Origin of the sequence: Streptomyces sp. DT224 (assembly GCF_049844595.1) — a bacterium.
Classification (GTDB): Bacteria; Actinomycetota; Actinomycetes; order Streptomycetales; family Streptomycetaceae; genus Streptomyces.
In genome coordinates this window covers 259,696-283,635 of sequence record NZ_JBNCLI010000005.1, presented here as the reverse complement: position 1 = coordinate 283,635, position 23,940 = coordinate 259,696, and the positions used below count along the sequence as shown (strand labels likewise).

Below are 23,940 nucleotides of genomic sequence, written 5' to 3'. Positions count from 1 at the left end.
GGCGACCGAGGATGAAGGGCCGGGCAGCAGGCGGCCCGCGCCCTGCCCGAGGAGGTTCGTCTTGCCGGTGCACGCCGACCATCCGCCGTCCATCGACGTGACGGCGCTCGCCGCCGTGCTCGACGGCACGACGGCGGGCGTGGCCGTGTTCGACACCGAGCTCCGCTATGTGTACGTCAACCCGTCCCTCGTACGCCACAACGGCATCCCGCCCGCCGCCCACATCGGCCGTCGCCCCGGCGAGGTCATGCCCGACATCGACGCCCGCGAGGACCTGATGCGCGCCGTGCTCGCGGACGGCCGGGCCCGCGAGGTCACCTCCAGCGGCCGGCTGCCCGCCGAGTCCGGGACCGCCCGGGTCTACTGGCACGGGGCCTACCACCGCCTGGAGGTGGACGGCCGGGTCGCCGGCGTCGTCGGGATCGTGCTGGAGGTCATGGCCGACGACGAACAGCGCCGGCTCGCCCAGGCCCAGCGCCACCTCTCCCTCCTCGACAGCGCGAACACCCGCATCGGCACCACCCTCGACATGGACACCACCTGCGCCGAGCTGACCGACCTCGTCGTCCCCGGCCTCGCCGACGTCGCCACCGTCGAGGTCTTCCCGCCGGACGTCGCCCCGCCGGTGCGCCCGGCACCCCCCGACGTGGTCCGGCTGCGCCGTGCGGCCATGTCGGCGGTACGCGGACTGAGCCGGGGCGTCGCCCGGTTCGGGGTGGCCGGCGACTACATCGACTACCAGGAGGAGGCCGCCGTACCGCGCTGCCTGGCGACCAACCAGCCCGTCGTCGAGGACCTCACCGACACCGAGCGGCTGAGCCGCGCCGCGCCCAGCCCGGAGCGCGTCGCCGCCTACCGGGAGCTCGGGCTGCACTCGGCGGTCGCCGTGCCGATCGCGGTGCGCGGCGCCCCGATCGGCGTGCTCGGACTGCTCAGGGCCGGCGGCTCGCCCGTCTTCTCGGACGACGACGTGGTGGTGGCCCGGGAGCTCGCCGGGCGGGCCGCCGTCCATCTCGACCACGCGCGCCGCTTCACCCACGAGCACACCATCGCCCTGGAGCTCCAGCGCTCCCTGCTCTCCGAGCCCCGGCCGCCCCACCCGCACATCGAGATCGCCACCCGCTATCTGCCGGCCGACCGCAGCGTCCTGGTGGGCGGCGACTGGTTCGACGTCATCCCGCTGCCCGACGGGCGGCACCTGAAGGCGATGGGCGACGTCATGGGGCACGGCGTGGAGGCGGCCGTCGCGATGAGCCACTACCGCTCGCTGCTGCGCCTCCTGGCCGACGAGGAACTGCCCCCGCACCGCATCCTGGAACAGCTGGACCGGATGGTGGAGCGGTCCGGGATCGACCGGGCCGCGACCTGCCTGCTGGCTGTCGTGGACCGGAGCGGGGAGAGGTGCGAGGTGGCGAGCGCGGGCCACCTGCCGCCGGTGGCCCTCGACCCGGGCGCGGACCGCGCCCGGATCTGCGACGTACCGGCGGCCCCGCCGCTCGGCACCGGGTTCGGCGGCTACCGGTCCACGGTGCTTGAGTCCGGGCCGGGGACGGTTCTGTTCATGTACACCGACGGGCTCGTGGAACGGCGCGGCGAGGACATCGACACCTGCGTCGCCCGGCTGGGGGAGCTGACCCTGCCGGAAAACGGCGATCTGGAGACCTTCCTGGACCGGGTGCTCGAACGCTTCGGACCCAACGCCGAGGACGACATCGCCGTCATGGCCTCGCGGAACCGGGAGGACCCGGCGGACTCCGTGGACCCGGCGCCCTGAGCAGGCCCCGTCGTCACCCGAACAGGAACGCCCCCGCCGTCGCCGCGCCCAGCGCCGTCCCCGCCATGACCTGGCCGACCGTGTGGTAGCCGAGCGCTACCCGCGACCAGGAGACGGCGGCCGCCATCGCGTATCCGAGGAGCCACCACGGCGAGTGGACGGCGGCGAGCAGGGCGACCACGGCCGAGGCCACGGAGGCGTCCACGGAGATCTTCCACACCGTGTTGACCGCCAGCAGCACGACCGTCATCGCCCACAGCGCGAGCATCGCGACCAGGATGCCGGTGGGGGCCCCGCCCAGCACCATGACCGCGGAACCGGCGCCGATGGAACCCAGGATCACGAGGAAGATGGGCGCCCGCTTGGTGCGGTCCACGACATGGCGGTCACCCCAGGTGCCGCGCCCCCGCTCCCACTCGATGTACCCGGCGGGCACGATTCCGGCGCACAGCGCGCCGAGCAGTCCCCAGGGCACGCCGGTCCAGTCCCCGGCCGCCGCGAGGCCGATGGCGAGCATGCCGACGAGCAGCAGGTTGCGGGGCTGGAGGACGTCGGTCACCCTCCGCGCGAGGGCGTGGTCGGGGGCGGCGGCGGTGTCGGTGGTATCGGTGGTGTCGGTGGTCATGCCGGCTGCTCCTTGCCCGTCGGGGATGCGGTCTCCAGGACCCGGCGCGCCTGTTCCGGGGTGACCGTGCGGTAGGCGGCCGCGACCCGGACCAGCCAGGCGACCTCGCCGTCCTGGTCGGTGGCGTGCTGGGTGGAGACGGCCGCCGCCTCCCCGGCGCTCGCCCCGGCGTCCCGGGCGGTCAGCGCCGCCTTGATCCAGTACGCGTCGGCGAGCGGCGACCCGGAACCGGCCCCGGCGGCGGCCTCGGCGGCGGGCAGCAGGGTGTCCGGCACGTAGTGGCGCAGCTTCTCGACCGCGTCCGCGATGTCCGCCGCCCAGCGGTCGACGCGCAGGTCGGCGGGCGTGTCGAAGCGGGCCAGCTCGCGCCGCAGCGGGCGCGGGGGCTCGAAGGGCTGGTCGGGGAAGGCGGTCATCAGCTCGTACCAGAGGCCGTGCAGCTTGGCCTGCGCCCGCCAGAGCTTGGCCCGGCGGCGGACGTTGCTCAGGGCCGGGATGGAGGCGCCGACCGCGAAGAAGAGGAACAGCACGACCTGGGCGGCCTCGGTGACCTCGTCGAAGTCCAGCGCGAAGGACTCGCTCGGCCGGTCCACGACGCTGACCCAGAGGAACAGCGTCCGGCTGACGGTGTACCCGACGCCGATGAACATGGCGAACGTCATCATCCCGAGCCCGACGCGCAGATGGCGCATCCGGGCGCTCCCGGTGGCCAGCGCCCACTGGTACGCACAGACGGCGGACGCGGCGCCGAGGTAGAGGTAGAAGACGCTCATGTACAGCGTGGCGCCCCACTGCCCGGCGTGGTCCGCGACGAAGCGGTCCGAGGGCGTGGAGCGGTCGACCACGGTGAAGAACAGCACGGTGAGCAGCACCAGCGTGGCGGCCGACGCCTTGGCCGCGACCTGCTGGATGAGCCGGGCGAACCGCACGTGCCGGGGGATGTCGCCCTCGTCCGCGTACCGGCCGTAGATCGCCACGATGTAGCTGAGAATGGCCAGAATCGCGATGGTCGCGGTGTAGTGCTTGATGAGGACCGACAGGTCGGTCACCGGGCTGTCGTTGAGTCCCACGCGCACGAACCGGGTCTTCGTCCAGAGCGCCAGCGCGAATCCCGCGTAACACCCCCACAGCGCCCGGCGGCGCCGGTCCTCCTCGTCACCCCACAGGGCGGCCGGCATGCGCCACAGGGCGACGGCTGTCATCAGGCCCGCTATGAGATAGCCGGCGAGGTCGAGCGGGGTCACGGCGGAGATCCTCGGGGGTGGGGGGAGTGGGGTCGGGCGGTACGGATGTCACGGCCGCCGGAACAGGCCGCCGCGGCGGTGGGCGACCGGGCGCGAGAGCGAGTTGGCGAGCCGCCCCACCATGTCATCGCTCGTGACGTCCCGGGCCATCCGGGGGATCAACGAGGCACCGAATTCGGCCATGCGTTCGTCGTGGGTGTCGTACTGCGCGCGCGCCTGCACGGCGTCCGGAGCGAGCGCCGCGTCCGGGCCGACCATCCGGGAGATGAGCGAGGTGTCGAAGACCGGCAGCAGCCGCTGGAGCTGCTCCGCGTCGAGCGAGGTGCCGTGGTCGAACCACTCGTGGCACAGCTCGTGCAGGATCACGTGCTGGGTCTGGTACTCGGTGGGGCGCCGGCGGTACAGCACGAAGCTGGTGTCCCCGGTCTTCAGGCGCAGCCCGCAGGCGGCGTTGACGCGCGCCAGCCGGCCGGGCATCTCGTGCAGCACGATGGTGCGGCCCCGGGCCGCCTCCATGTTGGCCACCAGACCGGGTATCGAGAACGGAGAGGGCAGCGGCAGTTCCGCGAGCCCTTCCTCGCACTCCCTCCGCAACTTCCGCATGGACATGGCTCAGCCCCGCTGTCCGCCACCGGCCGGGGGCGTGCGCTCCTCGGCGTCCCGCAGCAGGGACATCGCGAACCGCAGCAGCTCCGGTGGCAGCCCGTCCTCGTCGAGCCCGCGCCCAGCGAGCCCGCTGATCTCGCCCGTCCGGCGCTTGGCGAGGAACTGGAGCCCGGCCACGACGTCGTCCACGACCTCGGACTCCTCCTTGAAGAACCGCCAGTCCACGCCGAAGCCCAGGCCGAGCGCCTTCAGGATCTCCTCGGACGGCTGGGTCACCTTGCCGGCCAGGATGTTGGAGAAGTAGCTGTGGGAGAGCGATCCGCCGCGCTCCCTGACCAGGTCGGCGAAGAACCGGCCCGAGATCCTGCGGCCGGGAAAGGTCTTCTCGACCATGTACTCGACCTTCTGGCGCAGCGTCCGCAGCTCGGGCGCGCGCTCTTCCCCGTTGTCCATCCGGCCCCCACGTTCACGTCCGCCGCAGGCCCCTGTCCGGCCCCGGGCGGCGCTCGATTCGGTCAACGGGCTCGTACTGTAACGAACTGCGGACCGTGGCCTTCCGGTCGGGCTCCCGGAGCGGACGGGAAGCGGAAGAATCTGATCCGGTGCCCGGAGCGGGCTTGCGCAAACACTCTACGTCACTGTTAACTCGAAAAAACATGGGCAGGGGGCCACGAGGGGAGTCCCTTGCCCGTGAAGACGCCCGTGCGCGCCCCCGCGCGCGCCTACACAGGGGTGTAGCCCTTCACGACGGGGGATGCGTGAAGGGCTACCCGCACATTATGACCCCTGCCCCCGGCAGTCATCAACTGACCGGCCGGTCAGTGTCCTTGCGAGGGGTGTGTTTTCCGGGCCCGGCGCCCCGCACCCGCCCCGGTTACCATCGGAAAAGACCCGCGGAACGCCGCGCAGCCCCAGACGAAAAGGTTCCGCTTGAGCCGCGACCGCACCCCCCGCTCCCACGACCGCTCCTCCCGCTCCCGTGGCCGGGGCGCCGCGGGCTCCCGCGCGGGCGGTGGCTTCCGCACCCGGGGCGCCGGCGGCTCCGGAGCCCCCGACCGCCGCTTCGGCGGGAAGGGCCGGGCGCCCGTCGCGCGGCAGGGCGAGTACGAGCTGCCGCGGACCGTCACCCCGGCGCTGCCCCCCGTGGCGGCCTTCGCCGAACTGGACCTGCCCGACGCCGTGCTGACGGCGCTGACCGCGCAGGGCGTCACCGAGCCGTTCCCGATCCAGGCGGCCACCCTGCCGAACTCGCTGGCCGGGCGCGATGTGCTGGGCCGGGGCCGCACCGGCTCGGGCAAGACCCTCGCCTTCGGCCTGGCGGTGCTGGCCCGCACGGCGGGGCATCGGGCGGAGGCCCGGCATCCGCGCGCCCTGATCCTGGTCCCCACCCGCGAGCTGGCCCAGCAGGTGACCGCCGCGCTGACCCCGTACGCGAAGCCGCTGCGGGTGCGCCTGGCGACCGTCGTGGGAGGGATGTCGATCGGCCGCCAGACGGCCGCGCTGCGCGGCGGGACCGAGGTCGTCGTCGCCACGCCGGGCCGCCTCAAGGACCTCATCGAGCGCGGCGACTGCGTCCTGGACCGGGTCGAGGTGACGGTGCTGGACGAGGCGGACCAGATGGCCGACCTGGGGTTCATGCCCCAGGTCACCCAGTTGCTCAACCAGATCCCGGTGGGCGGCCAGCGCATGCTGTTCTCGGCGACCCTGGACCGCGACGTCGACCTGCTCGTCCGGCGCTATCTGAACGACCCGGTCGTCCACTCGGTGGACCCGGCCGCGGGCGCGGTGACGACGATGGAGCACCACGTGCTCCACGTACGGCCCTCCGACAAGTTCGCCGTCACGACGGAGATCGCGGCGCGCGACGGGCGGGTGCTCATGTTCCTGGACACCAAGCAGGCGGTGGACGAGCTGACGGCCCATCTCCTCAACAGCGGGGTCCGGGCGGCCGCCCTGCACGGCGGGAAGTCGCAGCCGGAGCGCAACCGCACCCTGGAGCGCTTCAAGACCGGGCACGTCTCGGTCCTGGTGGCGACGAACGTCGCGGCGCGCGGCATCCACATCGACAACCTGGACCTCGTCGTCAACGTCGATCCGCCGGCCGACCACAAGGACTACCTGCACCGGGGCGGCCGTACCGCCCGGGCCGGGGAGTCCGGCAGCGTCGTCACGCTGGTGCTGCCCAGCCAGCGCCGCGACATGACCCGGCTGATGGCCGACGCGGGCATCACCCCGCAGATCGCGGAGGTCCGCTCCGGCGGCGAGGAGCTGAGCCGGATCACCGGCGCCCGGCCCCCCTCCGGCGTCCCCGTCACCATCACCGCGCCGTCCTCCGAGCGCCGGGTCAGGCCCAGAGGGCCTCGGCGAGCGTGACGCCGGCGAAGGCCGCGCCGAGGCCCGCGACGACGCTCACCACGACGTTGGCCGCCGCGTAGAACCCGGCCCCGTCCTCCGCGAGCCGCAGCGTCTCGTAGCTGAACGTGGAGTACGTGGACAGCGCCCCGCACAGCCCGGTCCCGAGCAGCAGCTGAAGGTGCGAGGAGGTCGCCCCGGCCGCCACCGCACCGGTCAGCGTGCCCAGGACCAGGCAGCCGGCCGTGTTGACGGTGAACGTGCCCCACGGGAAGACGGTGTCGTGGCGGGACTGCACCGCCCGGTCGGTCAGATAGCGCAGCGGGGCGCCGACCGCCGCTCCGGCGATCACGAGCAGCCAGTTCACCCCCGCTCCCCCTTCGTCCCGGGGTTCCGTACGATCTCGCAGGCGTCCAGCGTGACGGGGCAGCCGTTGGTCAGCTCGGCGATCTCCGGCAGAAAGGCCCGTACCGCCTCCTCCGCGTCCACGAGCACCACCGCCACCGGCAGGTCCTCGCTCAGGGACAGCAGCCGCTGGGTGTGGATCATCGAAGAGGCGCCGAAGCCCTCGATGCCCCGGAAGACGCTGGCGCCGGAGAGCCCGGCGGCGTGCGCCCGGTGCACGATCTCCGTGTAGACGGGCCGGTGGTGCCAGGTGTCGGACTCGCCGACCAGCACGGTCAGCCGCAGCCCCGGTTCGGTCACGGGTGTCGTCATGCCTGCCTCCATGCCAGTGCGCGGCGCGTCAGCCGCACCGCGCTCCACACCGCCGCGAGGGCCGCGAGCAGTGTCACTCCGAGATAGACCAGTCCGGTGCCGGCCCGGCCCCTGGCCACGAGCTGTTCGATGTCCACCGCGTAGGTCGAGAACGTGGTGAAGCCGCCGAGGACCCCGGTACCGAAGAACGGCCTCACCAGCCGGTGCGCAGCCCACGCCTCGCTGATCACCACCATGAACACGCCGATGACCGCGCAGCCGGTCGCATTGACGACGAGGGTCGTCCAGGGGAAGCCGCCGGACGCGGTGGGCCAGAGCAGCGAGGCGCCGTAGCGGGCGGAGGCGCCGACGGCGCCGCCGAGCGCGACCACGGCGACGACGGCGGTCTGCGGGTGCTTCGTGAGGATGCCGGGCATACGTCTCCTACCTGCCGGGGCGCCCGCCGGGCGCGGGCGCGCGTCTGCGCAAGTAGGGACCGTTGGCGGCGCGTCACGCGTCCGCGGTTCGGGTACGGCGGGCCCCACCGCCGCGCAGGGGCCGGAACCGGCCCTCCGCCATCCCCAGGGTACGGCCGGGGCGCGGCCCGGGGTTGTTCCGGGTCCGGCGGCATTTCACCCGATCGGCCACCTCATCTGCGGGCCGGGCGGGATAGCCGCAGGGTGGAGCCATGTGGCCCCACCGAATATGGCTGGGTGCCGCGGTCCTCCCGCTGGCTCTCCTGGCGCCGCGGGACGCCCCGGTGCCCCACATCCTGGCCGAGCCGCCCGCCGCCCCCCGCACGCGGGCGGTGGCCGCGCCGCAGCCGGTGATCGTCAGCCGGACGGCCTGGCACGCGGACGAGTCCCTCGTCCGCGAGCGTGCCGCCTACACGGGCGCCGTCCGGGCGGTCTTCGTCCACCACACCGGCGAGACGAACGCGTACGACTGCGCCGAGGCGCCCGAGCTGATCCGGAACGTCGAGGAGGCCCACATCCAGGGCCGGGGCTGGGACGACATCGGCTACAACTTCCTGGTCGACCGGTGCGGCACGATCTACGAGGGCCGGGCCGGCGGCATCACGCGCTCGGTGCGCGGCGCCCACACCACGGGCTTCAACGCCGACAGCGTGGGCATCGCGGTGCTCGGCGACTACCGCGACGGCGAGAAGGTCCCGGCCCCCGTCGTGCGGGCCCTGGCGTCCCTCGCGGCGTGGAAGCTGCGCCCCGGCGAGGACCCGCGCGGCAAGGTACGGCTGCGGTCGACCAACGACGCGAGCCGCTACCCCAAGGGCGAGGTGGCCGTGCTGAACGTCATCTCCGGCCACCGCGACACGTATCAGACGAGCTGCCCCGGCCAGGCGCTGTACGACGAGCTGCCTGAGATCAGGTCGATGGCGGCGGCCATGCGCGCGGCGGCCGGGCGCGAGGGCCGTGCGGACACGGAGGACGCCGGGAATATGCACTAGTGCATAAATTGCTTGACGCTAGTGCGTACAAGGGTAGGGTGGCGGGCATGACCGCCACGCGCCCCCTTCCCGTGACCCTGACCGGCCGCCACGTCCGCGTCGAACCGCTCGCCCCCGCCCACCTGGACGACCTGTTCGCCGCCGGCGGCGACGACGACGAGGTGTGGCGCTGGCTCGGCGGTCCGGTGCCACGCACCCGTCAGGACATGGAGGCCGCGCTCGCCGCGATGCTCGCCAACGCCTCGTACGTCCCGTTCGCCGTCGTCCACCTGCCCACCGGGCTGGCCATCGGCTGGACGGCCTTCCTGGACATCGACGTGGCGCACGAGCGCCTGGAGATCGGCGCGACCTGGTACGGCCGCGCCCACTGGCGGACCGCCGTCAACACGGAGACCAAGCTGCTCCTGCTCACCCACGCCTTCGAGGACCTGGGCATGGGCCGCGTCCAGCTGAAGACCGACCACCTCAACGACCGCTCCCAGAAGGCGATCGCCCGCCTCGGCGCCCGCCACGAGGGCGTTCTGCGCCGCCACCGCCGCCGCCCGGACGGCAGCTGGCGCGACACGGTGTACTTCTCGCTGCTCGCGCAGGAGTGGCCGGAGGCGAAGGCGCGCCTGGCGGCCCGGCTCTGACGCGAGGACGCCCGGTCCGGGGCTTCCCGGGCCGGGCGCCTCGACGCGTCAGGCGGCCCGCGCCACCGGGGCCGAGCGCGCCCGGCCGGTCTCGCGGAGGACCAGCAGTCCGGTGACCGCGATGAACGCCGACGTCAGTCCGTGGACGCCGAGCGCGGCGGAGAGCGGTCCGTCGTGGGCCAGGACGTTGATCATGTCGCCGAACGGGGCGACGGCCTCCATCAGCAGGACCCAGCCAGGGCGCGGCGGTGGCCCGTGATCAGTAACACGCCGATGACCAGGCCCATGGCGAATTCCCGGGTGCCCTTCATGATGAGGAAGCCGTCGCCGTTGCCGGGGGCCCACTCCGGCAGCCCGACGCCTTGCGTGGACGCCACGGGGTCCAGGATGAACAGCAGCCCGAGGCAGAGGACGAACAGGGTGCAGACCGCGGCCAGGGCGGTGTTGACGTTCTTCAGTGACATGGCGCTTCTCCGTTGATCAGGTGCGTGGGCGGTCAGCGGTGCTCGGTGCCGCCCGGGGTGAGGATCTCCATCAGGTGTCCGTCGGGGTCGCGGAAGTAGGTGCCCCGGCGCCCGGGGACCTGCTTGCTCTCGTAGATCCGCCCGGGCTCCCGGCACGCGGGGTCGGCGTAATAGGTGATTCCGCCGTCCCGGATGCGGGCGAAGGCGGCGTCGAACTCCTGCTCGCCGACCATGAACGCGTAGTGGTGCGGCTCGAAACGCTCCGCCCGGTCGTAGTCCAGGGTCACCTGGTTGGCCAGCCTGACCGGCGTGAAGTGCGCCAGTGGCGGATCGACGCTCAGGCCGAGGACGTCGGCCAGGAAGTGCGCCGAGACCTGCGGATCACTGGCCGGAACGATGGTGTGGTTCAGCTCCACGGACATGGTGGTCCCCTCCCAGGGGTGTGATGGCGCGCTTTGCCAACAGCTGTTGGCCAACACGTGTTGGCTAACGTAGAACCCGGATTCTGGTATGTCAACGCCTGTTGGCATACGCTCGTTGGCATGACCGGCACCACGGAGAACCCACAGGCCGCGCGGCGTTCCGACGCCACCCGCGCCGCGATCCTCGCCGCCGCCCGCGCGCGGTTCGCGGCCGACGGCTACCAGAAGGCGACCATCCGGGCCATCGCGTGCGACGCGAACATCGACCCGTCGATGGTGATGCGCTACTACGGCAACAAGGCGGGCCTGTTCGCCGCGGCCGTGGCCATCGACCCCGAACTGCCCGGTCTGCCCCTCGAACCGCACGACGAGATCGGCCGCACGCTGGTGTGCCACTTCCTCACCCTCTGGGAGGAGAACGGCGAACTCACCGCGCTGCTGCGGGTCGGCTCCACCGATCCGGCCGCCGCCGAACGCATGCAGAGCGTGCTGCGCGACCAGCTCATCCCGCTGGCCCGCCGCCTCGGCCACGCACCCGAACAGGCGACGACGCGGGCGGCGCTCTGCGCCTCGGCGGTGCTGGGCCTCGCGCTGACGCGTTACGTACTGCGCTTCCCGGCGAGCGTGGCGCTCGACCGGGACGAGATCGTGGACTGGCTCGGGGCCACCGTCCAGCGGTATCTCACCGCACCCGAGCCGTAGTTCATGTCCACCGACCGGTGGACCCCCCGTTCCACCGGTCGAGGCTGCCGGGCGCACCCCCCTCCGAAACAGCATGGAGGGCATGAGACTTCGACCCCTACACCTGGCCCGGTGGAGTGCCCGGCACCCCTGGCGCGCGATCACCGGATGGTTCCTCTTCGTCCTCCTCTGCCTCGGGGCCGGCATCGCGGCGGGCTCCAACGCGGCCACCACCAAGGACTTCCGGGTCGGCGAGGCCGGTCACGCCGAGTCGATGGCCACCGACGCCGGACTCCAGCGCCGGCCCACCGAACACATCCTGATCCGCTCCGCCTCCGGCCCCCTGGACACCGCCCGGGCGAACGAGGCGGCCCGCGAACTCACCGCCCGCATGCGGGCGCTGGACGAGGTACGCGACGTGGAGGCGCCGGTCCCCTCGAAGGACGGCACCGCTCTGCGGGTGAGCGTCGTCATGGAGGGCGCCGAGCTGGACGGCAGGAAGAACGTCGTCCCGCTCCTCGCCGAGACCGCCGAGGTGGCCGGCGCCCACCCGGAGCTCGTCGTGGAGGAGACCGGGTCGCCGGCCATCAGCAAGGGCGTCAACGACCAGCGCGGCGACGACCTCGCGCTCTCCGAACGGCTCTCCCTGCCGGTCACGCTCGTCATCCTGCTGGCCGTGTTCGGCTCGGTGGTCATGGCCGGGGTGCCGCTGCTGCTCGCGCTCTCCTCGATCGCCGCGGCCCTGGGCCTGTCCATGCTGGCCTCGCACCTGCTGCCCGACCCGGGCGTCGGCACCAACATGCTCCTGCTCATGGGCCTCGCGGTCGGCGTCGACTACACCCTCTTCTTCCTCAAGCGCGAACGCGAGGAACGGGCCCGTGCGGGCGGCCGGCTCGGCCCCGAGGCCCTGGTGGAACTCGCCTCGGCGACCGCCGGCCGGGCCGTGGTGGTCTCCGGGCTCGCGGTGATCGTCTGCACCGCGACCCTCTACCTCGCCACGGACGTCATCTTCTCCTCGCTGGCCACCGGCACGATCCTCGTCGTCGCCGTGGCCGTGCTCAGCTCGCTCACCGTGCTCCCCGCCCTGCTGGTCAAGCTGGGCCACCGCGCGGAGCGCCGCGCCGCGAACAGGGCAGCCCGGCGGGCGAAGCGCGGGGCGCCGGTCGCCGCGAAGCGCCCGAAGCCCGAGAACGGCCGGATGTTCACCGCCCTCCTGCGCCCCGCGCAGCGGCACCCCGCGGCCACCCTGTGCGCGTCCGTCCTGGTCATGCTCGCCGTCGCCGCGCCCGCCCTGGGCCTCAAGCTCGTCGACCCCGGCAAGGACACCTTCTCCCGCTCGATCCCGGCCATGCAGGTGTACGACCGGCTGACCGCGGCCTACCCCGAACTCCTCGTGAAACACGAGGTGGTGACCCGTACGAGCCCCGGCCGGGCACCCGAGGCCAGGGCGGCGCTGACCGAACTGGGGCGGCGGGCCCAGGCCGACCCGCTCTTCGCCCGGACCGGGAAGCCGGTCCTGCGCACCTCCGCCGACGGCCGCGTCACCGTGCTCGAACTGGCCGTGCCGCACCCCGCGCCCTCCGACCGGGCCATCGCGTCCCTGGACCACCTCCGCGACCGCTACATCCCCGCCACCGTCGGCAAGCTGACCGGCGCCGAGACGGCGGTCAGCGGTGACGTGGCACGCGGGCAGGACTACGTGCACCACGAACGCGGCAAGCTGCCGCTGGTGATCGGCTTCCTGCTGCTGTTCACCTTCGTCACGACCGCGGTCGCCTTCCGCTCGGCGGTCATCGGAGTGATCGGCGTCGTCCTCAACCTGCTCTCGGCGGCCGCCGCGCTCGGCGCGCTCGTCCTGGTCTTCCAGGGCACCTGGGCCGAAGGACTGCTGGACTTCGACTCGCTCGGCGCCATCGCCTCCCGCGTCCCGCTCTTCCTCTTCGTGCTGCTCTTCGGCCTCTCGATGGACTACCAGGTCTTCGTCGTCAGCCGGATCAAGGAGGCCATGGACCACGGCATGACGGCCCGGGAAGCGGTGCTCGAAGGCATCGCCCGCTCGGCCAAGGTCGTCACGAGCGCCGCCCTCGTCATGGTCACGATCTTCGCGGCGTTCGTCTTCCTGCACCTCACGGAGATGAAGCAGATGGGCTTCTGCCTCGCGGTCGCCGTCCTCCTGGACGCCGTGGTGATCCGGATGATGATCCTGCCGTCGCTCCTGCTGCTCCTCGGCGAGCGCGCCTGGCCCCGGAAGCGTCACGTCCCGGCAGCCGCCGAACCCCTCCCCGTAGGCTGACCGGCATGCTTCAACGGCCCCAACGCGGCGACCCGCTCTGGATCTGGGTGCTCCACGGCTGGGAGGCCCTGTCCTGGGGCCTCGTCGCCCTCGTCACCCTGGTCACGATGGCGGGCGGGTCGCCCGGGGACCGGAAGCTCGCCATCCTCGGCCTGACGGCCCTCATCGCCGCCTGTTACGCGTGGGTGCGGCTGCGCCCCGGGAGCCGGGTACCGGGCCCGTACGGCTATCTGTCGGTGCTCGCCGCGGGGCTCGGGCTCCTCGCCTACCTGGGCGACGGGTTCGGCGCCCTCTACACCGTGGTGCTCGCCCAGTTCATCGTCTTCGTGGACAGCCCCCGGGGCGCCGTCCTCTTCGCGGGGCTCGGGGCGCTCGGGATCACGGTCGGCGGGAGCCTGCGGGAGGGCGGGCAGCCGGAGGTCTTCCTCCACAACACCCTCTCCTCGCTCCCCGTCTGGGCCGCCGCCGTCCTGATGGCCGTGCTCACCCCCAGGGCCCTGGCCCAGCGCGACGAACGGGCCGCACTCCGCGCCGAGTTGCAGAGCACCCAGCGCGAACTGGCCGAGAGCCAGAGGCGCCAGGGTGCGGCCGAGGAGCGCGAACGCCTCGCCCGGGAGATCCACGACACCCTCGCCCAGGGCTTCGCGTCGATCATCGTGCTCGCCGAGGCGGCCAGGTCCCAGCTCGCCGCGGACCCGGCGCGCAGTGCCCAGCAGTTGCAGTCCATCGAGCAGACGGCCCGGGAGAACCTGGCCGAGGCCCGGGTCCTCGTCGGGTCCGCCCCCAGCAGCGGGGTCGCCGCGGGCTCCGTCGCCGCGACGCTCCGCCGCACCCTGGACCGCTTCACCGAGGACACCGGCCTCACCGTCACCGCCGAACTCGCGGACATCGACTGCGACCAGCCGACCCGGGTCGCCCTGCTCCGCTGCACTCAGGAGTCCCTGGCCAACATACGCAAACACGCCGCCGCCACCACCGTGGGCGTCGTCCTCACCGCCCACCCCGGCGGCGCCGAGCTGGAGATCACCGACGACGGGCGCGGCTTCGTCGTGGCGGACTCCCGGGGCTTCGGCCTGGACGGCATGCGCCGGCGCCTCGCGGAGTTCGGCGGCGGGCTCACGGTCACCAGCTCGCTCGGCGACGGCACCCGCGTCCTCGCCACCATCCCGCTGCACGAGAGGCCCCAGGTGCCATGACGCCCACCCCCGCGCCCCTGCGCATCATCCTGGCCGACGACCACACCGTGATGCGCGCGGGACTGGTCGCCCTGCTCGGCTCCGAGCCCACGCTCGACATCGTCGGCGAGGCGAGCGACGGCCGCGAGGCGGTCGCCCTGGCCGAACGCCTCCGCCCGGACGTCGCCCTGCTCGACCTGCGCATGCCGGTCCTCGACGGCGTCGGTGCCACCACGGAGATCGTCGCGGGCCCCGCCCCGACCCGGGTGCTGATCCTCACCACGTACGACACCGACGCGGACATCGAACGCGGGGTGGAGGCGGGCGCCACCGGCTACCTGCTCAAGGACGCCACCCGCGAGCAGCTGGTGGACGCCATCCACGCGGCCTCACGCGGCGAGACGGTCCTCGCCCCGCGCGTCGCCCAGCGCCTGGTCGCCAAGATGCGGCGTCCCGCCCCGGTCGCCCTGACGGCCCGCGAGTCGGACGTCCTCGAAGCGGTCGCGGACGGGCTGTCGAACGCGGAGATCGGCCGCCGGCTGTTCATCGGCGAGGCCACGGTCAAGACGCACCTGCTGCGCATCTTCGCCAAGCTGGACGTCAACGACCGCACCCGCGCGGTGGTGGTGGCGCTGGACACGGGCCTGCTGAAACGCCGTTGACGCGCCCTACAGCGCGTCCGGCCCGCGCTCGCCCGTGCGGACCCGCACCACCGTCTCCACCTGCTGCACCCACACCTTGCCGTCGCCGATGCGGTCCGTCCGGGCGGCCCGGACGACCGCGCCGACGGCGGCCTCCTCGTCCGCGTCGTCCACGACCGCCTCGATCCGCACCTTGGGCACCAGATCCACGCGGTACTCGGCGCCCCGGTACACCTCGGTGTGCCCGTGCTGGCGGCCGTAGCCCCCGGCCTCGGTGACGGTCAGGCCCTGGACGCCGGCCTCCCGGAGCGCGGTCTTCACCTCGTCCAGGCGGTGCGGGCGTATGACGGCGGTGATGAGCTTCATGGAGCGGTCTTCCTGTCCCTCGGGAGCGCCGGCTGCGGGGCCGCGTGGCCCAGCGCGCCGTGATCGTAGGCGCTCTCCGCGTGCAGCGTCTGGTCGAGGCCCGTGACCTCCTCCTCGGCGGAGGCCCGCAGGCCCATCAGCCGGTCGATCGCCTTGCCGATCCCGTACGTCACGAGGAAGGTGTACGCCGCCACCGCGAGCACGGCGACCGCCTGCTTCAGGAGCAGGGCCGCCCCGCCCCCGTACAGCAGGCCCTCCGCGCCGCCGGTCATCGTGGCGGTCGCGAACAGGCCGATGAGCAGGGTGCCGACGACGCCCCCGGTGAAGTGCACCCCGACGACGTCGAGCGCGTCGTCGTAGCCGAAGCGGAACTTCCACGCGACCGCGTACGAGCAGACCGCACCGGCCGCGAGCCCCACCACCGCACCGCCCACGAGGGAGACCGTGCCGCAGGCCGGGGTGATCGCGACCAGGCCGGCGACCGCGCCCGACGCCGCGCCGAAGGTGGTGGGGTGCCCGTCGCGCCGCTGCTCCACGAAGAGCCAGCCGAGCAGTCCGGTGCAGCCCGCGACGACCGTGTTGAGCATCGAGGCGGCGGCGAGCCCGTTCGCGGCGAGCGCGGAGCCGCCGTTGAAGCCGAGCCAGCCGAACCAGAGGAGCCCGGCGCCGAGCATCACCATCGGCAGGTTGTGCGGGCGCATCGCGTCCTTCCGGAATCCGATGCGCGGCCCCACCACGAGCGCCAGCGCCAGCCCCGACGCCCCGGACGCGATCTCCACGACGAGCCCGCCCGCGAAGTCCAGTGCCCCCAGGGCGTCCTTGATCCAGCCGCCCGGCCCCCAGACCCAGTGCGCGACGGGTGCGTATACGAGCAGCGTCCACACCGGTACGAAGACGAGCCATGCGGCGAACCTCGTACGGTCCGCCACCGCACCGCTGATCAGCGCCGCCGTGATGATCGCGAAGGTGAGCTGGAAGGTGGTGAAGAGCAGGGTCGGCACTCCGCCGGTCAGCGCGTCCGGCCCGATGTCCGCCAGACCCGCGTGGTCCAGGTTCCCCACGAGCCCGCCGAACGCGTCGTCACCGAAGGCCAGCGCATAGCCCGCGACCAGCCAGACCACCGTGACCAGGGCGATCGAGACGAAGCTCATCATCAGCATGTTGAGGACGCTCTTCGTGCGGACCATGCCGGCGTAGAACAGCGCGAGCCCGGGCGTCATCAGCAGGACGAGGGCGGTGGCGGCGAGCAGCCAGGCGGTGTCGCCGGTGTCCAGGCCGGGCGCGGCCACGGTCACGGGGGTCACGGGGAGTCCCTCCTCGGGGCGGGGAGCGGTGGGAGCGACTGCGAGCGTGACCGGCTCGCGTTTCGGCGAGGGACCCCGTGTGTTTCCGCCGTATTTCATTGCCCGGACGTGACGGGGAGCTCACCGGGCTCCCGGGCTCAGCAACCGCCCCCCGTGAAGCGGGCGAGCCCGTAGGCCGAGTCCAGCCGGTACGTCCCCGCCGCCCGCACGGTCAGCCGCGTCCACTCGCCGTCCTGCCGCAGACAGGCCCCGCCCGCTCCCCGCACCCGGAGCCACGGCGAGTACGCGACCCGTACGGTCACCGAGCCGGCCCGCTCCATGCGCAGGACCAGATCCGCGTCGCCGCTGTCGGTGACCGTGGCGGGCGGGGGCGCGAGCGGAGTGGCCTCGCGGACCCGGTAGACCGTCCAGCCGTCGTCCTCCCACACCCGCTCCAGCCACGGCAACCCGCCCTTGATCAGGGCGGCTTCGGCCTCGGCGGGGCCGTCCGGGCGCCCGTGGTGCAGGACGACGAGGCCCACGGCCCAGTGGTCGAGCCAGGCGCGGTAGCGGTCCGGGGTGAGCTCGCCCTCGTAGAAGAGGCGCCCGCGCTCGACGTCCAGCTGGCGGTTCCAGCCCCGGGCCATGTTGACGTGCGGGGCGAGGACGGCGGCCTCGCGGTGGTTGCGCGCGGGGACGACCTCGACGCGGACCCGGTCGGCGCCCAGCCGGTCGAGCGCGGCGACGACGCCCTCGGTGTGGGACGCCCAGGCCGGCACGGGGGTGGCGACGCGGAGGTCGGCCACCGTCTTGTTGACGAGCCAGAACCCGGTGATCACGAGGGCGGCGGCCAGGAACTTCGTACGCGCCCGCGCCCCGGCACGGGCCGTGTCGAGGATCGCCGCGCACAGCACGGGCACGGCGACCAGGCCGAGCAGCCGCTCGACGTTCGTGCCGATGGGGGACGCGACGAAGAACGTCAGCACCACGCCGACCGCGTACACCACGGCCCCGTACCGTGTCAGCCGCCACTGCCGCGTCCGGGGCGCCGCGAGCGCGAACACCGCGCAGACGAGGACCGGCAGACACACCCGGTCCGCGTGCATGGGCTGCTCGCCCTGGAAGGGGAACAGCAGCGTCGTCGCGCCGATGACCGCGAAGAACGGGACCATCAGGACCGCGCCCGTGCGCCACCGCCGGTCGAGCAGGTAGGCCGCCCCCACGACGACCAGGAAGAGCCCGGCCACCGGGCTCGCCATGGTGGCCAGCGCCCCCGCGACGACGACCACCACGGGCCGGTGGAGGTACCGGCAGGCGACGAGCCCGACGGCCACGCCGAGCGCGAAGGTCGTGCGCCCCGACGCGACGTTGCACCACAGGGCGAACGCGCCGAGCAGCGCGGGCGGGAGCGGCCGGCGCAGGCCCGTACGGGCGAAGAGGCGGGCCAGCAGCCAGGTGGCGGCGAGCCCGGAGACGACGGAGACCGTGCGGACGCCGGCGAAGGCCATGACGTACGAGGAGAAGACGCTGTAGTTCGCGGTGTGCGTCCCCCCGTACCAGGAGAGGTTGTACGCCGATCCCGGGTGGCGCGCGGTGAACCCGGCCCAGGCGAGCTGCGCGGCGAGGTCGCCGGCGCCGGTGGCCAGGAAGGCGGCCCACACGGCGTACAGCGGCAGCACGGCCGCGACGGAGATCAACGGGACATGGTGGACCCGCCACCAGGGGGGCCGACCCGCCTCCCTGCTGGAACTGTCCGTGTCCGCCCGTACACCCTCACCGATCGCCATCCGGCACACCTTATGGGGCGCCGTCGGCAGGGGCGCTCCGGGGCCTTCAAGAAGGTCCGAAACTTTCGAAATCGAAGGCGTGAGAGATCAGGGGACGGCTTGCTTCCGCCCGAATTCGCGCCCGGCTACTGGCGAGGAGGTGTCGAATGACCTGGGCATTGACTCAACTCCCCTAGGGCAAGGGGCAATCGAAGGTTTCGCAACTCGTGCCGAAACTATTGACACTCCCAGGGGCCGGTCCAACACTGAGCGCCGTCGGCAGCCCCCCGCCGACGCCCACCTGCTCACGGGACCAGGAGGACACCCCCATGCACGCAGCCCCCGCACATCCGACGAGCCGCACCAGACCCCCCACCGGGATACGGCTGTTCATCCGCAGCGCCTTCGCCCTGGTGATCGCGGTCGTCGCCGCCGTCGCCCTGCCCGGCACGGCCACCGCCGACACGACCGTCACCTCGAACCAGACGGGGAACAACAACGGCTACTACTACTCGTTCTGGACCGACAGCCCCGGCACCGTCTCCATGAACCTGGGCTCCGGCGGCAGTTACGGAACGTCCTGGCGCAACACCGGAAACTTCGTCGCGGGCAAGGGCTGGAGCACCGGCGGCCGCCGCAGCGTGACGTACTCCGGGTCCTTCAACCCCTCGGGCAACGCCTATCTGGCCCTCTACGGCTGGTCGCAGAACCCGCTCGTGGAGTACTACATCGTCGACAACTGGGGCACCTACCGGCCCACCGGCACCTTCAAGGGCACGGTCACCAGTGACGGCGGCACGTACGACATCTACGAGACGACGCGCACCAACGCCCCCTCGATCGAGGGCAACAAGACGTTCAAGCAGTACTGGAGCGTCCGCCAGTCCAAGCGGACCGGGGGCACCATCACCACCGGCAACCACTTCGACGCCTGGGCCCAGCACGGGATGAACCTCGGCAGCTTCAACTACATGATCATGGCCACCGAGGGCTACCAGAGCAGCGGCAGCTCCAGCATCACGCTGGGCAGCACCTCCGGCGGCGGTGACAACGGCGGCGGCACCCCCGGTGGCGGCAGCAACGGCTGCACCGCGACCCTCACCGCGGGCGACAAGTGGAGCGACCGCTACAACCTCAATGTCGCGGTCTCCGGCTCCAGCAACTGGACCGTGACGATGAACGTCCCGTCCCCGGAGAAGATCCTCTCCACCTGGAACACCAGCGCGAGTTACCCCAGCGCCCAAGTGCTGACCGCCAAGCCCAACGGCAGCGGCAACACCTTCGGCGTCACCATCCAGACCAACGGCACCTGGACCTGGCCGTCGGTCTCCTGCACCACGGGCTGACCGTGCGGTGCGCTCCGGGGCGGCGGCGGCCGGTCCGGAGCGCACCGGCCGTCCGCCTCACAGAACCGGCGGCCGCCCCAGCCGGGTCATCCGCCACACCGTCCGCCAGCTCATCGGCGCCCGCTCCCCGGCCGGCGTCCTGACCCCCTCGGCGAACCCGCCCCACCACGCCTTCAGCCCGGTCAGTGAGCGCATCCGCAGCATGGCCAGCGTGATCCACACGCCGAGATAGACCGGGATCAGCGGCGCCGGGAGCCGCCTGCGCGCGAGCCACACCCTGTTCCGCGCGGTGAACCGGTAGTAGACGGCGTGCCGGGCGGGCGACGTCCGGGGGTGCTGGAGGACGAGCGTCGGCACGTAACGGATCTCCCATCCGCCGTCCAGCGCCCGCCACGCGAGGTCCGACTCCTCGTGGCCGAAGAAGAACTCCCCGGGCCAGAGCCCGATCCGCCGGAGCATCGGCACCGAGAACGCGTGCCCGCCGCCCAGGAACGCGGTCACCGGACCCCCGCGCATCGGATCGCCCGCCCGCAGCCGGGGCACCCAGCGCCGCTCGGTCCGCCCGTGCTCGTCGGCGACCCGGAACCCGATGATCCCCAGCTTCGGGTCCTCCGCGAACTGCCGCCGCACCTCGCGGAACACGTCCGTCGCGATGAGCAGCCCGTCGTCGTCCAACTCGACCACCACATCGACCTCGTCCGCGTCGCGCAGCAGCGCGAGGCCCACGTTCCGGCCGCCGGGGCACCCCAGATTCTCCGTGAGCGGCACCCTGGTCACCGTGGTCGCGCCGGGGGAGCCCGCCGCGCCGAGGACATCGGTCGAGACGTCGTCCAGCGAGGTCGCGTTGCCCACCAGCACCACGCGGGCGGCCGGGACGTCCTGCTTCGCCACGGACGCGAGCAGTGCCTCCAGCTCCCGGGGGCGGGTTCCCATGGTCACGATGACGATCCCGATACGCGGCAAGGGCACGGTGGTTCACCTCACTGATCGACAGGGACCCGATGCTAGAGCCTTCGTGGTCGTCACGGATTCATCACTTATGGAGGGCCTGCCTCCCCTTGCGTCGGAGCGTGCGTATACGGTCATGCCTCCATCAATCGCACCTTGGGGGGACGAATGAGCTGGAACAACAGCACCCAACAACCTTGGGGCCCGGCCCCGGAGAAGCCGGCCGGAGCGGCCTCGGGCCTGCCCGCCTGGGCGCGCAAGCGCGTCCTCGTCCCGGCGGCCCTCGGCCTGTTCGTCGCCGGAGCCGTCGCGGGCAGCGCGGGCGCCGACGGCAGCGGTACGGAGAACGCCGCCGGCGCGACGCCCGCGCCCCTCGCGACGGTCACCGTGACGGCGACGCCGAAGGCCGCCGCCGAGCCTCCCGCGCCGAAGGCCACGGCCCGGCCGGCCGACGACGCCTCCGGCACAAAGGTCTCCGTGCCCGACTTCGTCGGCATGGGCCTCCAGTCCGCGCAGGACGCGGCCCAGGCCACGGGTTTCTACGCGCTGACCTCGCACGACAGCGCGGGCCGGGACCGGATGCAGCTGCTCGACCGGAACTGGAAGGTCTGCTCCCAGAACGTGCCGGCCGGCGCGTCGGTCCCCACGACGACCGAGTTGGACTTCGGCGCCGTGAAGACCGAGGAGAGCTGCCCGGCCGAGGACCAGAAGCCCCCGAAGGCGGTGGGCGGCCGGATGCCGGACCTCGCGGGCACGTCGGTGAACACCGCGCGCGACGCCCTCGACTCCGGGACCTCGCTCACGGTGAAGGACGCCGCCGAGGGCCGCATGGTGCTGCTGGAGAGCAACTGGAAGGTCTGCACCCAGGTGCCGGCGGCGGGCACGAAGCTGAGCGGGCAGCCGGTGGAGATCACGGCGGTGAAGTTCGAGGAGACCTGCCCGTAGGGGCGCCTCTCTCCCGGCTGCGTGGCCGTGGCCTCCCGCACGGGAGGCCACGGCCCGGGCGCCGGTCCGTCAGGGGGCGGGCATCTGCGTGACCAGGCCGGTCCATGTCCGCGCCCGGGCCGCGAAGCCGGCCCACGGGGAGCTGGGTCGCGGGGGCCCGGCACGGATGGACCCAGCCCCCGCAGCTCGTCTGTGCCACGTGTCTGACGACGCATCAGCTGCGTGACTCCAGCGCGTCGGCCCGCTCCACCAGCCCGGCGGCCACGTCGTCCCAGTCCGGGCCGTGCAGCCACAAGCTCCGGGCCGCCTCCCGCAACACGTCCGTTTCGTCCGGCCGCTGCAACAGCACCAGCCGGTAGGCCAGGTTGCGTACCCACACGGGCAGCCGGCCGTCCACGATGTTCGGGCAGAGTTCGTGCAGCATGGCGAGGATGGTGCCCGCTTCGGCGAACGTCAGCTCCTCGATGAAGTAGTGCTCCCGGTGTTCCAGCCCGCACGCCGGGGTGGGCCGGTACTCGTCCCCGTACAGACACCGCGCGTGTGCCGTCAGGCTTCTGTGCATGGAGGCGAGGTTACGACGCGGAGCGCAGCCGCCCCCGGTCTCCGCCGTCGTCGGTGCTCGCCCCCTTCGGCCTCGACGCGACCTGAAGGACGGTCCGTCGTGGGTCTCCCCGGTCGACGGACTGGCCGTGGCGGACCTGGGAGAGCGGGGCCGCTGTGGGGCGGGGAGGGCGCCGCCGGCGCGCGCCCGTGCAGCCCGCCGCCGTCTCAGTCCTCGGGCGCCGCTTCCGCCGCGCGGCGGTACTCGGCGTTGATGCGCTGCGCCTCTTCCAGCTGGTCCTCCAGGACCACGATGCGGCAGGCGGCCTCGATGGGCGTGCCCTGGTCGACCAGTTCGCGGGCGCGGGCGGCGATGCGCAGTTGGTAGCGGGAGTAGCGGCGGTGGCCGCCTTCCGAACGCAGCGGGGTGATCAGACGGGCTTCGCCGATGGCGCGGAGGAAGCCTTGGCTCGTGCCGAGCATCTCGGCGGCCCGGCCCATCGTGTAAGCGGGGTAGTCGTCGTCGTCAAGACGGCCGTACGAGTCGTCTGCTGTCACTTGCACCTCTCTTGTGGAACGCGTTGAGGGGCCTTGGTGCCATACGGCACCAAGGCCCCGAAGGAACTACTACACCACCTGCCGGCCCGGACACGGCACCGGCCTTCTCTGTCCGCGGCTCCGACCTGGCTGCTGTCGGGAGTGCGGGGATCGCGGTTGCTCGACCGGAGACCACCTCACTATCGATGTCCTGCGGTACCCGGGCGGGCCGACGGCCGCGTCCCGGGCGATCCTGATGGCGCGGGCTCCTCCTTCTTCCTGTGGTGATCAACACTTCTTTCCTGCGGGTACTGCGTACTGCGTGCGGGGGCGCCACGTCTGTCGTGTCGGCGGCCCCGCTGTGGCGGCCCCTTGCTGCGGGCCACCCGGTCCGGCCGTCAGTCCCGTCGCCGTCACGCAACAACCCTGGCTTCGAAACTCCACCGCCGCACCGTCCTGCGACTACGTCCACCACCGGCAGTCCGTCCCTGCCGGGTATCACTGTCTCTCTGGGTTACAAGAGAAACCCTAACCACGTCAGTGGGCAATGTCTACTGTGGTCACCATAGATTTTCGGATTCACTCCGAGGAGGCAGTCGGCCGCGCCGGAGGAGCCGGCCGCCCGTCGCCAACCGGCCTTTCCGAGGGGCCGGGGGGACACCGGGCCGACCCGTGCATAGGATCGGCTCTCATGCCGAAGCCTGACGAGCTGCTCGTAGACGTCGCCACGCTGGTGGAGTCCGGGCACAGCAACCAGATGTCCCTCACCGTGGTCACCGGTGGTGCCGTCATCACCGGCCGTCTGGCACCCGAAGCCGTATGGCGGCAGCGGGTGTCGGAGGTCCTGACCGACTCGGCCCGGCTGGGCGAGTTCTCCGCCGTATTCACCGCTGCGGCCCGGAGGGAGGGCCCGCCCGACTATCTGCACTTCCACATGGCGCGGATCCTCCAGGGCACGGTGGGAATCCCGGAGACGGGCGGGATGTACCGCGTCGCGATCGCCGACGTCAGCGCCTGGACCATGGGCGACTTCACGTACTCCGAGCACTGACGTTCCCACCGGGTACGCGGGAGGGCCCGACCGGCATGCCGGTCGGGCCCTCCCGTCCGCTCAGGGCGGGGCCCGCGCTTCCCGCGGG

General features: G+C 72.6%; 25 protein-coding genes and 1 pseudogene. 11 read left to right on the top strand and 15 right to left on the bottom strand.

The window, feature by feature from the left end; genetic code table 11:
* Positions 1-61 precede the first annotated feature (61 nt).
* The gene (locus ACLQ2N_RS14465) at positions 62-1,774 is read left to right on the top strand and encodes a SpoIIE family protein phosphatase (RefSeq protein WP_425812804.1); all 1,713 of its coding nucleotides are present in this window, start codon (positions 62-64) and stop codon (positions 1,772-1,774) included.
* Positions 1,775-1,787: 13 nt separating this feature from the next.
* Here ACLQ2N_RS14465 and ACLQ2N_RS14460 read toward each other — a convergent pair whose 3' ends face one another.
* Genes ACLQ2N_RS14460 through ACLQ2N_RS14445 form a run of 4 tightly spaced genes read right to left on the bottom strand, consistent with a single transcriptional unit; the run spans position 1,788 to position 4,702 of the window.
* On the bottom strand, positions 1,788-2,399 hold the full coding sequence (locus tag ACLQ2N_RS14460) for a hypothetical protein (protein ID WP_425812802.1): 612 nt from the start codon (positions 2,397-2,399) through the stop codon (positions 1,788-1,790).
* Entirely contained in the window at positions 2,396-3,643 is a 1,248-nt protein-coding gene (locus ACLQ2N_RS14455) for an MAB_1171c family putative transporter (RefSeq protein ID WP_425812800.1), read from the bottom strand. The genes ACLQ2N_RS14460 and ACLQ2N_RS14455 overlap by 4 nt, the downstream gene beginning before the upstream one ends.
* A gap of 48 nt (positions 3,644-3,691) precedes the next feature.
* On the bottom strand, positions 3,692-4,252 hold the full coding sequence (locus tag ACLQ2N_RS14450) for a toxin (protein ID WP_425812798.1): 561 nt from the start codon (positions 4,250-4,252) through the stop codon (positions 3,692-3,694).
* Positions 4,253-4,255: 3 nt separating this feature from the next.
* Entirely contained in the window at positions 4,256-4,702 is a 447-nt protein-coding gene (locus tag ACLQ2N_RS14445) for a hypothetical protein (RefSeq protein ID WP_425812796.1), read from the bottom strand.
* 477 nt (positions 4,703-5,179) lie between these two features.
* Between ACLQ2N_RS14445 and ACLQ2N_RS14440 the strand changes: the two genes are divergently transcribed.
* Complete coding sequence (locus tag ACLQ2N_RS14440) at positions 5,180-6,622, top strand: DEAD/DEAH box helicase (protein ID WP_425812794.1); 1,443 nt, start codon at positions 5,180-5,182, stop codon at positions 6,620-6,622.
* On the opposite strand, the gene crcB (ACLQ2N_RS14435) is transcribed toward ACLQ2N_RS14440, so the two are convergent.
* From crcB (ACLQ2N_RS14435) to crcB (ACLQ2N_RS14425), 3 genes are read right to left on the bottom strand one after another with little or no spacing between them, the layout of a single operon-like run.
* Positions 6,594-6,968, bottom strand: coding sequence for a fluoride efflux transporter CrcB (gene crcB, locus ACLQ2N_RS14435; protein ID WP_425812792.1), 375 nt, complete (start codon positions 6,966-6,968; stop codon positions 6,594-6,596). The two genes, ACLQ2N_RS14440 and crcB (ACLQ2N_RS14435), sit on opposite strands and share 29 nt — an antisense overlap.
* Positions 6,965-7,318 carry a DUF190 domain-containing protein gene (locus ACLQ2N_RS14430; RefSeq protein ID WP_425812790.1) on the bottom strand — a complete coding sequence of 118 codons (354 nt, stop codon included), beginning with the start codon at positions 7,316-7,318 and terminating at the stop codon, positions 6,965-6,967. The genes crcB (ACLQ2N_RS14435) and ACLQ2N_RS14430 overlap by 4 nt, the downstream gene beginning before the upstream one ends.
* Positions 7,315-7,734: a fluoride efflux transporter CrcB gene (gene crcB / locus ACLQ2N_RS14425; protein ID WP_425812788.1), complete on the bottom strand. Its 420-nt coding sequence runs from the start codon at positions 7,732-7,734 to the stop codon at positions 7,315-7,317. Before crcB (ACLQ2N_RS14425) ends, ACLQ2N_RS14430 begins: the two co-directional genes overlap by 4 nt.
* A gap of 251 nt (positions 7,735-7,985) precedes the next feature.
* On the opposite strand from crcB (ACLQ2N_RS14425), the gene ACLQ2N_RS14420 reads away from it, so the two are divergent.
* Positions 7,986-8,762: a peptidoglycan recognition protein family protein gene (locus tag ACLQ2N_RS14420; protein WP_425812786.1), complete on the top strand. Its 777-nt coding sequence runs from the start codon at positions 7,986-7,988 to the stop codon at positions 8,760-8,762.
* Positions 8,763-8,809: 47 nt separating this feature from the next.
* Positions 8,810-9,394, top strand: coding sequence for a GNAT family N-acetyltransferase (locus tag ACLQ2N_RS14415; RefSeq protein WP_425812784.1), 585 nt, complete (start codon positions 8,810-8,812; stop codon positions 9,392-9,394).
* A 48-nt stretch (positions 9,395-9,442) separates the two neighbouring features.
* On the opposite strand, the pseudogene ACLQ2N_RS14410 reads toward ACLQ2N_RS14415, so the two are convergent.
* A pseudogene (locus ACLQ2N_RS14410) lies at positions 9,443-9,858 on the bottom strand (DUF4267 domain-containing protein).
* A 32-nt stretch (positions 9,859-9,890) separates the two neighbouring features.
* Complete coding sequence (locus ACLQ2N_RS14405) at positions 9,891-10,280, bottom strand: VOC family protein (protein WP_425812782.1); 390 nt, start codon at positions 10,278-10,280, stop codon at positions 9,891-9,893.
* A gap of 120 nt (positions 10,281-10,400) precedes the next feature.
* Here ACLQ2N_RS14405 and ACLQ2N_RS14400 point away from each other — a divergent pair, with 120 nt between their 5' ends.
* The 4 genes from ACLQ2N_RS14400 (at position 10,401) to ACLQ2N_RS14385 (ending at position 15,091) form a co-directional block, all read left to right on the top strand.
* Entirely contained in the window at positions 10,401-10,982 is a 582-nt protein-coding gene (locus ACLQ2N_RS14400; protein ID WP_425812780.1) for a TetR family transcriptional regulator, read from the top strand.
* Positions 10,983-11,064: 82 nt separating this feature from the next.
* Positions 11,065-13,254 (top strand): MMPL family transporter, encoded by a 2,190-nt coding sequence (locus ACLQ2N_RS14395; protein ID WP_425812778.1) that lies wholly within the window; start codon positions 11,065-11,067, stop codon positions 13,252-13,254.
* A gap of 5 nt (positions 13,255-13,259) precedes the next feature.
* Positions 13,260-14,450: a sensor histidine kinase gene (locus ACLQ2N_RS14390; RefSeq protein WP_425812776.1), complete on the top strand. Its 1,191-nt coding sequence runs from the start codon at positions 13,260-13,262 to the stop codon at positions 14,448-14,450.
* Entirely contained in the window at positions 14,447-15,091 is a 645-nt protein-coding gene (locus ACLQ2N_RS14385) for a response regulator (RefSeq protein ID WP_425812774.1), read from the top strand. The genes ACLQ2N_RS14390 and ACLQ2N_RS14385 overlap by 4 nt, the downstream gene beginning before the upstream one ends.
* Before the next feature lie 6 nt (positions 15,092-15,097).
* Here ACLQ2N_RS14385 and ACLQ2N_RS14380 read toward each other — a convergent pair whose 3' ends face one another.
* From ACLQ2N_RS14380 to ACLQ2N_RS14370, 3 genes are all read right to left on the bottom strand, one after another.
* Positions 15,098-15,436, bottom strand: coding sequence for a P-II family nitrogen regulator (locus ACLQ2N_RS14380; RefSeq protein ID WP_425812772.1), 339 nt, complete (start codon positions 15,434-15,436; stop codon positions 15,098-15,100).
* Positions 15,433-16,740: an ammonium transporter gene (locus ACLQ2N_RS14375; RefSeq protein WP_425812770.1), complete on the bottom strand. Its 1,308-nt coding sequence runs from the start codon at positions 16,738-16,740 to the stop codon at positions 15,433-15,435. Before ACLQ2N_RS14375 ends, ACLQ2N_RS14380 begins: the two co-directional genes overlap by 4 nt.
* Positions 16,741-16,877: 137 nt before the next feature.
* Positions 16,878-18,506, bottom strand: a complete 1,629-nt coding sequence (locus ACLQ2N_RS14370; RefSeq protein ID WP_425812768.1) for a hypothetical protein — start codon at positions 18,504-18,506, stop codon at positions 16,878-16,880.
* Positions 18,507-18,814: 308 nt separating this feature from the next.
* On the opposite strand from ACLQ2N_RS14370, the gene ACLQ2N_RS14365 reads away from it, so the two are divergent.
* Positions 18,815-19,831 carry a glycoside hydrolase family 11 protein gene (locus ACLQ2N_RS14365; RefSeq protein ID WP_425812766.1) on the top strand — a complete coding sequence of 339 codons (1,017 nt, stop codon included), beginning with the start codon at positions 18,815-18,817 and terminating at the stop codon, positions 19,829-19,831.
* Between the two features lie 57 nt (positions 19,832-19,888).
* Here the strand turns inward: ACLQ2N_RS14365 and ACLQ2N_RS14360 are convergent, their stop codons facing one another.
* On the bottom strand, positions 19,889-20,800 hold the full coding sequence (locus ACLQ2N_RS14360) for a glycosyltransferase family 2 protein (RefSeq protein WP_425812764.1): 912 nt from the start codon (positions 20,798-20,800) through the stop codon (positions 19,889-19,891).
* Positions 20,801-20,947: 147 nt separating this feature from the next.
* On the opposite strand from ACLQ2N_RS14360, the gene ACLQ2N_RS14355 reads away from it, so the two are divergent.
* Positions 20,948-21,724 carry a hypothetical protein gene (locus ACLQ2N_RS14355; protein WP_425812762.1) on the top strand — a complete coding sequence of 259 codons (777 nt, stop codon included), beginning with the start codon at positions 20,948-20,950 and terminating at the stop codon, positions 21,722-21,724.
* A 214-nt stretch (positions 21,725-21,938) separates the two neighbouring features.
* On the opposite strand, the gene ACLQ2N_RS14350 is transcribed toward ACLQ2N_RS14355, so the two are convergent.
* Both ACLQ2N_RS14350 and ACLQ2N_RS14345 read right to left on the bottom strand, forming a co-directional pair.
* Positions 21,939-22,286: a hypothetical protein gene (locus ACLQ2N_RS14350; protein WP_425812760.1), complete on the bottom strand. Its 348-nt coding sequence runs from the start codon at positions 22,284-22,286 to the stop codon at positions 21,939-21,941.
* Between the two features lie 206 nt (positions 22,287-22,492).
* Positions 22,493-22,822 (bottom strand): MerR family transcriptional regulator, encoded by a 330-nt coding sequence (locus tag ACLQ2N_RS14345; RefSeq protein WP_425812758.1) that lies wholly within the window; start codon positions 22,820-22,822, stop codon positions 22,493-22,495.
* Positions 22,823-23,492: 670 nt separating this feature from the next.
* Here ACLQ2N_RS14345 and ACLQ2N_RS14340 point away from each other — a divergent pair.
* A complete protein-coding gene (locus ACLQ2N_RS14340; protein ID WP_425812756.1) occupies positions 23,493-23,852 on the top strand; it encodes a hypothetical protein in 360 nt (119 codons plus the stop codon).
* Positions 23,853-23,940: the final 88 nt, after the last annotated feature.